Genomic DNA, 14,705 nt, shown 5'->3' with positions numbered 1-14,705 from the left:
ACGGGACCTGCGAGTCGGATGGCGCGCGCCGCCGGCCGTAACGCGGGGCGTACGAACCGCACGTATGGACGATGCCGCGGCTTGTCCATGCCGCGCACCGCCTGGTCGCGGCGCGCGGCGATATTGGTGCAATCACGTCCGAGCGAGGGAAACATTCCGTTTCGCGATCGTTCCTTGCTGCGCTGCACCATTTTTGATACAGCGATGTTATGAAATCTCCTATCGAACAGGGTGAAGCCGTCATGCCGACCGGACCCGTCCCCACCGTCTTCGAAGCGATCGTCCGCAAGCGCTGCCTGCGGGCGACCTACAACCGCACCGACATCATGCTGGCGCCGCATATCATCTACACACGGCATGACGATCTGTTCGTCGATGGCGTGGTGGTCGAGCGCGACGGCAAGCCGCCCAAGGAGGTCAAGCTCGGCACGTTCAAGCTCGCCGGCCTCAACGGCGTCGGGCTGACCGAGCGCAATTTCAACGCCAACCCGCTGTTCGCGGCGAACGACCCCAAATATAGCGACGCCGCGCTGATGGCGGTCGAGGCCTGACCGCGCCGCGGGCGCTGCTAGCGCCCGCGCGCCGCCAGGGTGCGGCGCAAGATCCCGACGACGACGAGCGCGCCAAAGGCGACCGTCGCACCGGCGAGCATGTCCGCCAGATAATGCGTTCCCTCGATCGGCGTCGACAGCAGCATCGCGCCGTTGAGCACCACCACCGTCCAGCGCAGCCGCGCGATCCGCCAACCCGCCGCGATGTAGAGCACCGCGCTCACGGTATGGAAGCTCGGCGCCGAGACCAGCCCACGCAGTGTCCCGAGCTCGATCTCGCGCAGCGTGTGGTCGCGCAGCGCGGGGAGCAGGTCGGCTTCGTAGAGGCCGCTCTCGGGCAGATAGGGGACGGGACCGTGCCACAGCGTGGCGAGCGGCCCGAACGCCGGCATGTAGCGGAACAGCACCAGCGAGACGATCGCTGCCAGCCAGAAGGTCACCAGGAACCCCCGCGCCTCGGCGCGCCGGTCCGACCAGGCGCAATAGCCGAGGATCAGCGCAGGCGTGACGAAGATGCTCTGATACGCCGCGGTGCCGAGCAATTGCAGCGAGCGATGCTCGGCGACGGTCGTGTAGAGCGCGAGCCAGTCGAAGCGCAGCGCCTGGTCGATCTGTTGCAGCAGCGGATCGATCGACCCGCGCGTGTCTGCGGCGAGCGGATAGGTCGCGACCGCGCCGAGCAGCCCGACCCCCATGAACAAACCGACCGATTCGGCGAGATCGCGCGCAACACGCTGGCCTGCGGTCACCGGATCGCGCAGGCCGAAACGCACCGTGGCGAGGACCGCAAAGGCGCCGGCGAACAGCCAGGTCGCCGGCGCCCACGGATCGACGATGATGGCGGCGTCGTAGAGCAAGGCGGCTACGCACAGGACGCTCAGCGCAAAGCCGATCGCGACCCAGCCGCCGGGGATCAGCCCGCGTTGGGCTACGCTGCCGGGATAGAGCGGCGCGGTGAGCGTGAAGGGAGACGTGGTCGGTAGGGACACGGGATACGCCTGTTTGCGAAGACGATTTTCCCGATCGTCGCCTGGTTGAATCCGGAAATTTCCGAATAGCCACCATGGCGTGAAGACTGTGTGACGTCCAGATTACATTGCGCCACAAAGGGCGGAACGGGCCGGGGAGAGGCGCGGGCGCGCCCATCCCCGGCGATGTGAGCTCAGCGGCAGATCGTCATGCGACGATGGTGGCGCCATTCGGTCCGGCAGCGACGATGGTTGTTCCAGCCGCGATGCCGGCCGCGATCGTTGTAGCGGCGATCGCCATGCCAGCCGCGGTCGCCGCGATGATCGCGCTGTTCGTAGCGGCGGTCGTCGTGTCGGCCCTGCGCCGAGGCGGCGGTCGACGAGACGCCGATGCCGGCGATCATCAGCCCGGCGGCGATCAGATGCGTGAGTTTCATGGTCCTGTCCTTCCGGCCCGGAAATCGGGCTTGCCCATGGGGATACGCCCCGCCGCTGCGATGGTTGCTGAATGCATTGGTCGGCTTAGGTACAGGTTTGGGGGGCAGGGCAGAGTCCGGCGCTACAGCGCGATGCCGAGCCGCGGCGCGAGCGCGAGCATCGCGAAATACAGCGCGATCGTCAGCGCGCAGCCGAGCCCGAGCGCCGGCCAGAACCCCAGCCCGGCGCGCAGCAGCGCGGGGATGACGAGGAACATCGGCAGCGACGGCAGGATGAACCAGAAGGTCGACTGGACGTGCGCGGCCATATTGGGCGCATCGGGCTTCTCGCCCCACAGCCAGATCATGCCGAGCACCGACACGAGCGGCAGCGACGCGATCAGCGCGCCGAAGCCGGGGTAGCGCTTGGCCAACGTGGAGGCGAGCGCGATGAGAATGCCCGAGATGAGCGCCTTGAGCGTGAGAAACAGCATAGCGGCCGCTATGCCCCGCGCCGGGCAGCAAGGCTAGGGGGCTGCCGGCAGAGTCCGGGTGGCGTCCGGTCGGGCGGAAAGTCTCACAAAAGTCACACCATCGCGCTTGTCCTTCCGAGGTTTCCAGCGGGGCTCGCGACGGGCTCTGAGGAGCCCGATGCGAGCAGTTGCGTGCGGCATAATCGGTTGGTGTCGTGTAGGACAGCCGGCTGCCTTCGGGCGACCTGATGCCCCAGGTTCAACGTCTCGCGCCCGGGCCAGCGGCCCCGGCCTTCGCCGGGGCGACGCTTATGGTGCCTCTACCGTGACAAACGAATCCATCACCCGCTTGCGCCCGGCGCTCTCGAAATCGATCTCGAGCTTGTTGCCCTCGATCTCGGCGATCGCGCCATAGCCGAACTTCTGGTGGAAGACGCGCATCCCGACCGCGACGTCGGCGCGGCCCTTGTTGCCGAGGCTGATCGCCGAAGCGCGCGATTCCTGGACGCGGCTGGGTTCGCGCGAGAAGGTGCGGCTGGTGTAGCCGCCGCCGGGCTTCACGGTGTCGACGCCCGCCGCGCGTTGCCAGCCGGGGCCGCGGCCCGTCCCGCGGGCGACATCGGCGAAGGGGTCGGCGCGTTCGGACCAGTTGGCGCGCCACAGGCTTTCGCCGCCGGCCATGCTCGACTCGGCCTCGATATGCTCGGGCGGGAGTTCGCCGACGAAGCGGCTCGGGATGCTGCTGGTCCATTGGCCGTAGATTCGGCGATTGGCGGCGTGGAGGATGATCGCACGACGCCGCGCGCGCGTGATCGCGACATACGCGAGGCGGCGTTCTTCCTCGAGGCTCTTGGTGCCGCCCTCGTCGAGCGAGCGCTGCGACGGGAACAGCCCTTCCTCCCAGCCGACCAGGAACACCGTGTCGTACTCCAGGCCCTTGGCGGCGTGGATCGTCATGATCGTGACCTTGGGCTCCTCGGCGGCGGCCTCATTGTCCATCACGAGGCTGACGTGCTCGAGGAAGGCGCCGAGCGTCTCATATTCCTCCATCGCTCGGACGAGTTCGGTGAGGTTCTCGAGCCGCCCGGCCGCCTCGACCGATTTCTCGGCCTGAAGCGCGGCGGTATAGCCGCTCTCGTCGAGGATGATGCGCGCGAGCTCGCCATGCGGCAGCTCGGTGACCTGCGCACGCCAGCGCGCCATGTCGATCACGAGATTGCCGAGCGACTTGCGCGCCGCGCCGCTCAGCTCGTCAGTGTCGAGGAGGCGCGCGGCGGCGGTGACGAGCGGGGCGTTCTGCGCGCGCGCGAGCTGGTGGATCTTGGCGACCGCCTTGTCGCCAAGGCCGCGCTTGGGGACGTTGACGATGCGGTCGAAGGCGAGATCGTCCGCCGGCTGTGCGACGACGCGCAGATAGGCGAGCGCGTCGCGGATCTCGGCGCGTTCGTAAAAGCGGAAGCCGCCGACGATGCGGTAGTTTATGCCGGTCGCGATGAAGCGGTCCTCGAACTCGCGCGTCTGGTGCTGCGCGCGCACGAGGATGGCGATCTCGTCGAGCGACTTGCCGGCGCGCTGGCAGGTGTCGATCTCCTCGCCGACGCGGCGCGCTTCCTCGGGGCCGTCCCACACGCCCAAGACCTTGACCTTCTCGCCCGCGTCGAGCTCGGTCCAGAGCTGCTTGCCGAGGCGGCCGCTATTGTTGGCGATCACGCCCGAGGCGGCGCCGAGGATGTGCGGCGTACTGCGGTAATTCTGCTCGAGCCGGATGATCTTCGCGCCCGGGAAATCCTTCTCGAACTTGAGGATGTTCTCGACCTGCGCGCCGCGCCACGAATAGATCGACTGGTCGTCGTCGCCGACGCAGGCGATGTTCTTGCGCTCCTGCGCGAGCAGCCGGAGCCAGAGATACTGGACGCTGTTGGTGTCCTGATACTCGTCGACCATGATATATTTGAAGCGGCGCTGATAGTCGGCGAGCACGTCGCGGTCGCGCTGCAGGATGACGAGCATGTGGAGCAGCAGGTCGCCGAAATCGCAGGCGTTGAGCGCTACGAGGCGCGCCTGATAGGCGGCGTAGAGTTCCTGCCCGCGGCCGTTGGCGTAGAGTTCGCTCTCGCCCGCATCGATCTGGGCGGGGACGAGGCCCTTATTCTTCCAGCCGTCGATCAGCCCGGCGAGCGAGCGGGCTGGCCAGCGCTTCTCGTCGAGGTCGGCGGCCTGGATCAGCTGCTTGAGCAGGCGCAGCTGATCGTCAGTGTCGAGGATCGTGAAATTGCTCTGCAGCCCGACCAGCTCGGCATGGCGACGCAGCATCTTCGCGCCGATCGCGTGGAAGGTGCCGAGCCACGGCATCCCCTCGACCACGTCGCCGACGAGCATGCCGACGCGGTGGCGCATCTCGCGCGCGGCCTTGTTGGTGAACGTCACGCTGAGGATCTCGCTCGGCCACGCCTTGCGCGTGTTGAGCAGGTGCGCGAGCCGCGCCGTGAGCGCGGCGGTCTTGCCGGTGCCCGCACCGGCCAGGACGAGCACGGGGCCCTCGGTGGTGAGCACGGCATCACGCTGCGGCGCATTGAGCCCGCGCAGATAGGGCGGATCGTTGGGCGCGGGCGCGTCCTGGGGAACGGGAAGACTCATCGGTGAACAGGTAGGGAACGGCGCGGGGCGGAGCAACCCCGCTCTGGTCATGGCGTCGGGGCGAACATCGCGATCAGAGCGCCGAGCTGTGGACCAGGTCGCTGCGGTGATGCGGGAGCGCGACGGGTGTGCGGGCGCGCCCGGCGACGAGCGTCTCCATCAGCCGCAGATAGGCGTCCGCTGCCTGGTCGATCGTGAAGCTGGCGGCGACCGCGCGGCGCGCCGCGATCGTCGCAGGCGTGTCGTCCGCGATCGCAGCCATGGCGGCGCCGAGCGCGGCGGCATCGCCGGTCGGGACGATCGCGCCGAGCGTGCCGCCGCCGAGCAGGTCGCGCATGCTGACGCAGCAATCGGTCGCGACGATCGGCACGCCCGCGGCCAGTGCCTCGACCAGCACTGCAGGGACACCTTCATAATCCGACGAGAGCACGAACACGTCGGTCTGCGCGAGCCAGCGATCGAGCGGATCGGTGTGGCCCGGCAACCGCACCGCATCGGCAATGCCGAGCGCGGCGGCGCGGCGCTCGAGCAGCGCGCGGTCGGGCCCCTCGCCGAGGATGGTCAGCGTATCGTCGGAGCGGGCGATGCGCGCGAAGGCGTCGAGCAGCAGCGCGTGGTTCTTTTGCGGGACCAGCCGGCCGACCGTCAGATAGTGGCGACCGACGAGCGGGCGGTCAGCGGCATCGCGCGCGGCGGCGAGCCGCGCGAGATCGTGCGCCGAAAGCGCTGGATCGGCGATCACGCTGATGTGGCTGTGCGGTACGCCGATCCGCGCGGCGATCTCGTCGCGCATCGCCGGGGCCATGCCGACGAAATGGTCGATATAGCGGCCCTGGATCCTGAGCCAGATGCCGTAGCAAATGCGCATGGGGGGCGGCATGTCGCGGCGGATCAGGCAATTGCTGATCTTGGCGACGATCGGCGGGCAGGCGGGGCCGAGCGCGATCCGCAGCGTGACGGCGAGCGCGGTGTAGCTGTTGCCAGCGCAAAACAGCACGTCGGGCAGGTCGCGGCGCAGCTGCGCGGGGAGGCCGAACGCGAGCGCGGCGAAGCGGCCCAGCGGGCGCCGCGCAGGCTGCGCGCCGATCTGGCGGACGTGTTGCAGCGGGCGCGGCGGCGCGATGCTGGCGTCGGCCAGCACGATCTCCGTTGCGACTCCGGCGGCGGTCCAGGCGCCGTGCAGCCGCGCGGCGATGCGCTCGACCCCGCCGGGCGCGAAGCTGTGCAAGAAGGTGAGGACGCGTAACGGCGCGCGCGCCGCCGCACGATTGGCAGGCGCCAGCGAAGCCGCCGAAACGCGATCGACCGTCGGCTCGGAAATCACGACGGACATGGCCTGCGGTCTCCAGCGTGCCCCCCAGGCCCGCGCTGCCGCTCTAGCGCCGCGTCGGGTGGGGCGCAATCGTGCCCACCCCGCTGTTCCGTCGCGGATTGGCGCGCGCTTACGGCGCCGCGCCGATCGACCGGTGAAGGCGGCATCCGTCATCAACTCGTAACAAAAGCCAGCAAAGGCCTTAAACGGCATGGCTACCACCTATTCAGCGTTGCCCGAGTCGGGACCGGACGCTTCACACGGGCCACGGCTCGACCATAAACTTCATCCCGCGGGGCGCTGGCTTTTCTTTGCTGTGCTGATCGCCGGCCTGGCCTATGCCGGCTACAGCATCCTGACCGACACGGCGAACGTCGGCGAGGGGCTCGCGCTCGGCACCTTCGCGTTTCTCGCGCTCGCCTTGCTGATCGCGCTCGGCTTCGAATTCGTCAACGGCTTCCACGACACCGCCAATGCGGTCGCGACCGTCATCTATACGCATTCGCTGCCGGCACCGGTCGCGGTGATCTGGTCGGGGTGCTGCAACCTGCTCGGCGTGTTGCTGTCGAGTGGCGCGGTCGCTTACACGATCGTCACCCTGCTGCCGGTCGACCTGATCCTGCATGTCGGCAGCAATGCCGGGTTCGCGATGATCTTCGCGCTGCTGTTCGCCGCCGTGCTGTGGAACCTCGGCACCTGGTTCGTCGGGCTGCCCAATTCGTCGAGCCATGCGCTGATCGGCTCGGTGCTCGGTGTCGGCTTTGCCAACCAGCTGATCGCGCGCGGCACCGGGGGCACGTCGGGGGTCGACTGGTCGCAGGCCGCGACCGTCTTCAAGAGCCTGCTGTTCAGCCCGCTGCTGGGCTTCATCGGGGCGATGCTGCTGTTGCTGCTGATGAAGGTCGTGATCCGCAACCCCAAGCTGTACCAGGAGCCCGAGGGGCAGGCACCGCCGCCGCCGGGGATCCGCGCGCTGCTGATCGGCACCTGCACCGCAGTCAGCTTCTTCCATGGCAGCAATGACGGGCAGAAGGGCATGGGGCTGATCATGCTGATCCTGATCGGCTGTGCGCCGACCGCCTATGCGCTCAACCGCACCATGCCCGAGAGCGCGATGCCTGCCTTCATCCAGACCGCCAACCAGGCCGGTAGCGCGTTCCAAGCGCATTCGGGCGGCAGTGCCGGCGGCACGGTCGACGGCGCGCGCGCGACGCTGACCACCGCGCTGCGCGAGCGCAAGGCGAGCTCGCCGGCGGTCTATGCCGCGCTGAATACGCTGTCGCGCGACGTCAGCCAGCGCATCCAGGGCTATGGCACGCTGCAGAAGGTGCCGGCGGCGGCGACGCCCAACCTGCGCAACGACATGTATCTGGCGCTCGACACGATCAAGCTGGCGACAAAGGACAAGGACGAGGCCGCCAAGACCTTCCAGCCGGCCGAGCTGAAGGCGATCTCTAGCTACCGGACCAATCTCGAACGCGGCACGCGCTACATTCCCTATTGGGTGAAGATCATCGTCGCGATCGCTTTGGGGCTCGGCACGATGATCGGCTGGAAGCGGATCGTCGTCACGGTCGGCGAGCGGATCGGCAAGACGCATCTGACCTATGGCATGGGCGCCTCGGCCGAGATCATTGCGGCGGTGACGATCGCGGGGGCGGACTTCATCGCGATGCCGGTGTCGACCACGCACATCCTGACGAGCGGCGTGGCGGGTGCCTCGGTCGCGAGCGGCGCCGGGCTGCAGGTCTCGACGATTCGCAACATGGCGCTGGCGTGGGTGCTGACGCTGCCGGCGGCGATGGCGCTGTCGGGCGGGTTGTATTGGTTGATGCTGACGCTATTCGGGCTGTCGCACCACGTTTGAGCTAATCTAAACCCCTCCCCTTCAGGGGAGGGGGTTTTCTTTAATCACCCGCGCCGCAGCAGCGTGATCCGAGCCTTGCCGTGAACGCGGCTGACGTCCTCGACGAAGCCGGCGACCTCGACCAGTTCGGCCTTGGCGGTCTCGATGCTGATCCACGTCGCCTCGCCGATCCACCCCAGCCGGTTGAGCTTGTCGAGCGCGACCGCGCCCGCGCCGCTGTCGTAGGGCGGGTCCATCACGATCAGGTCGAGCGGCTTTGCGGCAAGCCCCAGCGCCAGCACCGATTGCGCGCGGACGTCGGCGCCGATTTCCTTCGCGCCGCCCAATTTGGTCAGGTTGACGCGCAGGGCGTCGAGCGCGGGCTTGTCCTGCTCGACGAAGATGCACGACGCGGCGCCGCGCGACAGCGCCTCGATCCCGAGCGCGCCCGAGCCTGCGAAGAAATCGGCGACCGCCAACTCCTCGAAGCTGCCGACGCGGCTGGTGAGCATCGAGAACAGCGCCTCGCGGACGCGGTCGGCAGTCGGGCGAGTCGCGTCGCCCTTGGGCGCGACCAGCGGGCGGCCGCGCCATTTTCCGGCAATGATGCGCATCTTACTTCCTGGTCCGGCTCTTGTGGATCTTCACGCGCGCCGGCTTGGATGGCGCGGCGCGCGCCTTGCCCGCGGTGCGGGGCGTCGCCTTGGCGGGCTTGCGCTCGGCGGTCTCGGTCGGCGTGGCGGTGCGGCCGGGCTTGGCGCGAACGTTGCGGCCGAGCTCGGGGCTGAACACCTTGGGGCGCTGGCCCGGCGCGATCGCGCGCGGTGCTACGGGCTCGGTGCCGGCCTTGGGCTTGGCGTCGTAGAAGCGCTTCACCTTGGTGGCCTTGGTCAGCACCACCGGATCGCGGCCGGGCTGTGCCTGCCGCGTTGGTTCGGCAAACGCCGCCTTGTCGGCGCGGTTGGCCGAGGTCTTGGTGATGCGACGCGCGGGCTGCGGCTTGGGGATCGGGGCTTTGGGCGCGGACGGGATCTGCTGCATCCCGCGTTGCTCGCGGCGCGGCTTCTCGACCAGCTTGGGGGCTTCGCCGCCGCCCTTGCGCGTCGGATCCTTACGGAAGCTGACGACGTCGTGCTGCTTGACCTCACCAATCTCGCCGACCGTGAGGTCGCCGAGCAGGAACGGGCCATAGCGCGTGCGGATCAGCCGCGAGACCTTGAGCCCGAGATATTCGAGCACGCGGCGCACTTCGCGATTCTTGCCCTCGGTCAGGATCATCTCGATCCAGACGTTGGCGCCGGTGCGGCGTTCGAGATTGGCGTTGATCGAGCCGTAGCGGATGCCCTCGATCTCTACGCCGTGGATCAGCTCCTCAAGCTGCTCCTGCGTGATCGGGCCGTAGGCGCGGGCGCGGTACGCACGCTCGACGCCGGTCGCGGGGAGCTCGAGCTGGCGCTTCAATTCGCCGTCGGTGGTCATGAGGAGCAAGCCCTCGGTGTTGAGATCGAGCCGGCCGACCGGAACCAGCCGCGGCAGATCGTCGGGCAGCTCGTCGTAGATCGTCTTGCGACCCGCGGGATCGCGTTCGGTGACGAGCAGGCCGGGTGGCTTGTGATAGAGGAACAGGCGCGCGGCCGCGGGTGCGGCGATCGGCTCGCCGTCGACCGTCACGCCGGTGAGCGAAGGCAGGATCGTCGCGGGCGTGTCGAGCACGACGCCATCGAGCGCGACGCGCCCGTCGGCAATCATGCGTTCGACTTCACGCCGCGAGGCGACGCCGGCGCGCGCGAGCAGCTTGGCGATGCGTTGCTCATCTTTGGGGCGGGCTTGCTCCGAGGAGCGCTCTTTTTGGATTGGGGGCTTGGACACGGCGCTCTCATACCGAATTTGTCGCGCTGCGGGTGGACAAAATAAAATGTGCCTAATCTCGTAGCCGCGCGTTAAGGCGCGGGTGCGTAACGAGGGCGGGACGCGCGCTGCCACTTCCGGCACGAACGAAACAGACAGGTATTTCCTGCGATGCTTTTCGCGAAGAAGAAGCGGCGGATTTCCAACCTCTTGCTCGTCGAGGACGAGCCGCTGGTGGCGTTCGACACCGAGCATTTTTTGCGCGAGGCCGAATATGCGGTGGTAGCGACGGTCGACCGGGTCGCCGATGCGCTGAGCGTGATCGGCGGTGAGCGCGAGATCGATCTCGTGCTGGTCGACATCAGCCTGGCCGACGGCAGCGGACTCGACGTCGCGCGCGCCGCGCACGGAGTCGGCGTGCCGGTCTTGTTCGTGACTGGCTCCTGTCCCGAAGGCGGGCGCGAGGTCGCGGCGGGGTGCCTGGCGAAACCCTATGCGCAACGCGACCTGCTCGCCGCGATCGCCGCGATCGAGGCGGTGCTCGAGGGCAAAAAGCCCAAGCGCCTTCCCGCCGGGTTCAGTCTGTTCGCGACCACGACCTGAGCCTTTTTAGCCGCAAAGCGCTTCCTCTGCCGTAATTTGCCGCTACCTTGCGCCCGAACGACTAAGGGGCGAGCGACGAATGGATGTGGTGACCGGGCGCGACCCGACGTGGTGGGACGGCGTTCGGCCCTATCTGGAAAAGGCACCGCTCGCAGCGCTGGCGTTGGGGGTCTCGTCGGGCTTTCCGTTCGCGATGATCGGCGCGACGCTGACGACGCGGCTGGCGCAGAGCGGCATCACCAAGTCGACCGTCACCGCGTTCAGCCTCGCCTTCCTGGTCTACAATCTCAAATGGATATGGGCGTGGGTCGTCGACGGCGTGCGCCTGCCGCTGATCGGGCGGCTCGGACAGCGCGTGTCCTGGCTGATCGTCGCCGGACTGCTGGTGATGGCCGCTGTCGCTCACCTCGCCTTGATCGACCCGAAGGCCGACATTTACGCCACCGCGATCGCGGCGATCCTGGTCGGTGCCGCGGGGGCGACCTTCGACATCGTGATCGACGCCTATCGCATCGAAATCCTCGAGCCGCGGCAATTGGGCGTGGGATCGGGCATGTCGCAATATGGCTGGCGGCTCGGTTCGGCAGGCGCGGGGGCGCTGGCGTTGGTCGTGGCGGCGCGGTTCGGTTGGGCCAATGCCTATCTGCTGTGCGGCCTGTTCGCGCTGCCGGCGATGCTGGCGGGCTTGCTCTACGGCGAACCGGCGCGGCACCGCGAGCCCGACAAGCGCGGCGGGATGGCCAATCTCGGCGCGTCGATCATCGGGCCGTTCGTGCAATTCTTCCAGCGGCAGGGTGCGCTGCTCGTGTTGCTGTTCATCCTGATCCACAAGATCGGTGACACGCTCGCCAACCTCACCTTCCGGTTGCTGTTCGATTCGCTCAAATTCACGAATGACGAGATCGCCTTTTACGACGTCTGGATCGGCTTCCTCGCCTACCTCGTCGGTATCTTCGTGGGCGGGCTGATCTACACCAAGCTTGGGATGAAGCGTTCGGTACTGATCTCGCTGGTGCTGATGATGGTGTCGAACCTCAGCTTTGCCGGGCTGGCGATGGCGGGGCATTCGAACCTCGGCATGGCGGGCGCGATCGGCTTCGAGAATTTCTCGAGCGGAATCGGCGGCGTCACCGTCGTCGCCTATTTCTCGGCGCTGACCAATTCGCGCTTCACCGCGGCGCAATATGCGCTGATCTCGGCGGCGACCAGCATCGTCGGACGCGCGGTGACGGGCACCACCGCAGGCAGCCTGATTGACGCGATGGGCTATGTGAACTTCTACCTGCTGACGACGGTCGCCGCGCTGCCGGGCGTGCTGCTGTTCTGGTGGATGAGCCGCGTCGGGCTGATCGACGCGTCGGTCGGCGAGACCGAGGGGGCGGTGCCGACGGCATGATCTGGCTGCTGACGATCGCGATCCAGGTGGTGTGCGTGATCGACGTGATCCGCAACGGGCGCAACCAATTGTGGATCATGGCGCTGATCTTCCTGCCGATCGCGAGCACGATCGCCTATGTCGTGATCGAGGTGCTGCCGCGTTTCCAGGGCAACCGCCATGTCCGCGCGGCGCGCGCCAATGTCGCGGCGACGCTCGATCCCGACAAGGAGGTCCGCGCTGCCCGCGCCGCGCTCGACCTGGCCGACACCGTCGCCAATCGGATGCGGCTTGCCGATGCGCTGGTCGCGCAGGGCAAGCATGGCGAGGCCTTGCCGCTGTATCGCGAGGCGACGACGCTCGGCCCGGTCGATCTGCGCAGCGCCGAGAAGCTCGCGCGGGCGCATTTCGAGACCGACGATGCTGCGGCGGCACTGGCGACGCTCGACGCCGCGCCGGCCGCATCGGCGCAGAGCGATCGCGACCGGATCGGGTTGTTGCGCGCGCGCATCCTCGATCGCCTCGGGCGCAGCGACGAGGCGCGTGGCCTCTTTGCCGATCTCGTCACCCGCCTACCGGGCGAGGAGGGGCGGTGCCGCTATGCCGCGCTGTTGCTCGAGCAGGGTGCTGACCAAGAGGCGCGCATCGTGCTCGAGGAGGTCGAGGCGCGGATGAAGCTGCTCGATCGCCACCAGCGCGCCGCCGAGGCGGAGATGTATCGCTGGGCGACGGCGCGGCTTGCGGAGGTGCGCGCCAAGCGGTGAGTGCCCGGCGCGCTACGCCACGATCGGCCGTCCGGCATCGGCAAAGGCCTGCGCCAGCGCGGTGACGCTGGCGAGCACGCCGTCGGGGCGGCGCACGCCGATCAGGTCGGCGAGCAGCAGGTGCGCGCTTTCGGGGGAAGTCTCGGCGCGCGCGATGATCGTCAGCATCGTCGCCTCCGAGCCGGTCATCCGCATGCAGCAGCACGGCGCGATCGCGATCGGGCAGGTCGCGCTGTGCGCCAGGTCTGCCATCATCGTCCGCAGCAGCGTCAGCGGACGACGAAATTCCTCGCCAAAGGCCTGGAAAAGCGTGATCGCCGCATGCGCGTCGTTCAGCCCGTGCGCGCCGAGCCGGCGGAACGCGAACAGCATCAGCCGGGCGTTGGAATCGGTCGGCATCGCGCTCGGCAGGCATTGGGCGAGCCGGGCGGGATAGGGGGCTGGCGTGGGTGCAGGGGTGGTGTTCATGGGGATGCTCCGTTGCTGCGAGCATCCTCATTGATTCGCTATTGCAAGTCAATCGCAATAAAGTCGGGTATCTTCAGCTCGGCGTTTCGCGGTTTTCGGCGAGCACCACGCCCGCCAGATAGAGCGATCCCAGCACCAGCACGATCGGCGGTTCTGCCGGGTCGCCGATCGTGGCGATGTCGCGCAACGCGGTCGCGACGTCGGGCGCGGTGTGCGCGGCGATGCCGAGATCGTGCGCGACCGCGACGAGCGCGGCGGGCGTGTGGTGCGCGTGGTCGGGCACCGGTACCGCATGGAGCGTCGTGGCCAGCGCGGCGAACGGCGCGAGCAGTCCCGCCGGATCCTTGTTGGCGAGCATGCCGAGCACGAGATGGACTTCGCTGCGACCGATGCCGGGGTGGGCGATCGCTTCTAGCGTCGCCGAGATCGCCGCCGCCGCGGCGGGGTTATGACCGCCATCGAGCCACAGCTGGCTTCCAGGGGGCAGCAGATCGGTCAGCGGGCCGGCGTGGAGCCGCTGCATCCGTGCGGGCCAGTGCGTCGTCTCGGCGGCGCTGCGATAGGCGTTGCGCGGGATCGTCAGAGCGCTCTGGTGGCGCAGCAGCGCGATGGCGAGGGCGAGGTTTTCGGGTTGGTGCGGGCCAGCCATGTGCGGGAGCGGGGTTTCGATCTGACCCGTGCCGTCTTGATAAACGAGTCGCTCGGGCTCGACGGCGAAGTGCCAGGCGTCGCCCGCCGGCGAGAGAAGGGCTCCCGCCGCCGCGGCGACCGTCGCGACGCGCGCGGCGATCGGCGCGGGGTAGGCCATCGTGACGAGCGGCACGCCAGGCTTGGCGATGCCGGCTTTCTCACCCGCGATTGCCTCGGCGGTGTCGCCGAGGAAGCTCTGATGGTCGATGCCGAGCTGCGCGATGCCAGTGACGAGCGGGCGCGTCAGCACATTGGTCGCGTCGAGCCGCCCGCCAAGCCCGACCTCGACGATGCACGCGTCGGCCGGCGTGCGACTGAAGGCGAGGAAGGCGGCGGCGGTGGTGACCTCGAAGAAGCTCGCGGTGAGATCGGCGGCTTGGTCGAGCACCTCCTCCAACAGGCGCGCGAGCGCGTCGTCGGTGATGAGGTTGCCGGCGAGGCGGATCCGCTCGTTGAAGCGGACCAGGTGCGGGCTGGTGTAGACGTGCGTCGTCAGGCCCGCGGCTTCGAGCGTCGCGCGCAGGAAGGCGCAGGTCGAGCCCTTGCCGTTGGTGCCGGCGACGTGGATCGTTGGGGGCAGATGGTGATGCGGGTTGCCGAGCCGCTCGAGCAGCGTGGTGATCCGCTCGAGCCCGAGGATGTCGGCGCCGGGCGAGAGCGACCAGAGGCGGTCGAGCTGGGCTTGCACCGCGGGGTTGGTCGAGGTTGCGGTGTCCATCTTCTTCTCCCTCTCCCCGCTTGCGGGGAGAGGGCC

General features: G+C 68.3%; 14 protein-coding genes. 5 read left to right on the top strand and 9 right to left on the bottom strand.

The features are described from left to right. The first annotated feature begins 242 nt into the window (after positions 1 to 242). Positions 243 to 551, top strand: coding sequence for a hypothetical protein (locus U1872_RS05575; RefSeq protein ID WP_332791904.1), 309 nt, complete (start codon positions 243 to 245; stop codon positions 549 to 551). A 17-nt stretch (positions 552 to 568) separates the two neighbouring features. Here U1872_RS05575 and U1872_RS05570 read toward each other — a convergent pair whose 3' ends face one another. The 5 genes from U1872_RS05570 to U1872_RS05550 all read right to left on the bottom strand — a co-directional run bounded on the left by U1872_RS05570 (position 569) and on the right by U1872_RS05550 (position 6,378). After that, a complete protein-coding gene (locus U1872_RS05570) occupies positions 569 to 1,540 on the bottom strand; it encodes a phosphatase PAP2 family protein (RefSeq protein ID WP_332791903.1) in 972 nt (323 codons plus the stop codon). A 173-nt stretch (positions 1,541 to 1,713) separates the two neighbouring features. Then, positions 1,714 to 1,956 carry a hypothetical protein gene (locus tag U1872_RS05565; protein WP_332791902.1) on the bottom strand — a complete coding sequence of 81 codons (243 nt, stop codon included), beginning with the start codon at positions 1,954 to 1,956 and terminating at the stop codon, positions 1,714 to 1,716. A 122-nt stretch (positions 1,957 to 2,078) separates the two neighbouring features. Then, positions 2,079 to 2,429, bottom strand: a complete 351-nt coding sequence (locus U1872_RS05560) for a DUF3147 family protein (protein WP_332791901.1) — start codon at positions 2,427 to 2,429, stop codon at positions 2,079 to 2,081. 288 nt (positions 2,430 to 2,717) lie between these two features. Continuing rightward, complete coding sequence (locus U1872_RS05555; RefSeq protein ID WP_332791900.1) at positions 2,718 to 5,045, bottom strand: ATP-dependent helicase; 2,328 nt, start codon at positions 5,043 to 5,045, stop codon at positions 2,718 to 2,720. A 73-nt stretch (positions 5,046 to 5,118) separates the two neighbouring features. Beyond that, the gene (locus U1872_RS05550; protein ID WP_332791899.1) at positions 5,119 to 6,378 is read right to left on the bottom strand and encodes a glycosyltransferase; all 1,260 of its coding nucleotides are present in this window, start codon (positions 6,376 to 6,378) and stop codon (positions 5,119 to 5,121) included. A 190-nt stretch (positions 6,379 to 6,568) separates the two neighbouring features. Between U1872_RS05550 and U1872_RS05545 the strand changes: the two genes are divergently transcribed. After that, positions 6,569 to 8,224, top strand: a complete 1,656-nt coding sequence (locus U1872_RS05545) for an inorganic phosphate transporter (protein WP_332791898.1) — start codon at positions 6,569 to 6,571, stop codon at positions 8,222 to 8,224. Between the two features lie 44 nt (positions 8,225 to 8,268). Here the strand turns inward: U1872_RS05545 and rsmD are convergent, their stop codons facing one another. After that, the gene (gene rsmD / locus U1872_RS05540; RefSeq protein ID WP_332791897.1) at positions 8,269 to 8,817 is read right to left on the bottom strand and encodes a 16S rRNA (guanine(966)-N(2))-methyltransferase RsmD; all 549 of its coding nucleotides are present in this window, start codon (positions 8,815 to 8,817) and stop codon (positions 8,269 to 8,271) included. Position 8,818: 1 nt separating this feature from the next. Next, the gene (locus tag U1872_RS05535; protein ID WP_332791896.1) at positions 8,819 to 10,072 is read right to left on the bottom strand and encodes a pseudouridine synthase; all 1,254 of its coding nucleotides are present in this window, start codon (positions 10,070 to 10,072) and stop codon (positions 8,819 to 8,821) included. A 150-nt stretch (positions 10,073 to 10,222) separates the two neighbouring features. Here U1872_RS05535 and U1872_RS05530 point away from each other — a divergent pair, with 150 nt between their 5' ends. The 3 genes from U1872_RS05530 (at position 10,223) to U1872_RS05520 (ending at position 12,793) form a co-directional block, all read left to right on the top strand. Continuing rightward, entirely contained in the window at positions 10,223 to 10,654 is a 432-nt protein-coding gene (locus U1872_RS05530; RefSeq protein ID WP_332791895.1) for a response regulator, read from the top strand. 79 nt (positions 10,655 to 10,733) lie between these two features. Continuing rightward, on the top strand, positions 10,734 to 12,050 hold the full coding sequence (locus tag U1872_RS05525) for an AmpG family muropeptide MFS transporter (RefSeq protein WP_332791894.1): 1,317 nt from the start codon (positions 10,734 to 10,736) through the stop codon (positions 12,048 to 12,050). Next, positions 12,047 to 12,793, top strand: coding sequence for a tetratricopeptide repeat protein (locus U1872_RS05520; protein ID WP_332791893.1), 747 nt, complete (start codon positions 12,047 to 12,049; stop codon positions 12,791 to 12,793). Before U1872_RS05525 ends, U1872_RS05520 begins: the two co-directional genes overlap by 4 nt. 12 nt (positions 12,794 to 12,805) lie before the next feature. Here the strand turns inward: U1872_RS05520 and U1872_RS05515 are convergent, their stop codons facing one another. Both U1872_RS05515 and U1872_RS05510 read right to left on the bottom strand, forming a co-directional pair. Beyond that, positions 12,806 to 13,261, bottom strand: coding sequence for a DUF6628 family protein (locus tag U1872_RS05515; protein ID WP_332791892.1), 456 nt, complete (start codon positions 13,259 to 13,261; stop codon positions 12,806 to 12,808). A gap of 73 nt (positions 13,262 to 13,334) precedes the next feature. Further along, positions 13,335 to 14,669: a bifunctional folylpolyglutamate synthase/dihydrofolate synthase gene (locus tag U1872_RS05510; RefSeq protein WP_332791891.1), complete on the bottom strand. Its 1,335-nt coding sequence runs from the start codon at positions 14,667 to 14,669 to the stop codon at positions 13,335 to 13,337. Between the last annotated feature and the right edge of the window lie 36 nt (positions 14,670 to 14,705).

Origin of the sequence: Parasphingomonas frigoris, from assembly GCF_036663815.1 — a bacterium.
Taxonomy (GTDB): Bacteria; Pseudomonadota; Alphaproteobacteria; order Sphingomonadales; family Sphingomonadaceae; genus Sphingomonas.
Note: the sequence above shows the minus strand (reverse complement) of the source record. Positions and strands in the feature narration are given on the sequence as shown.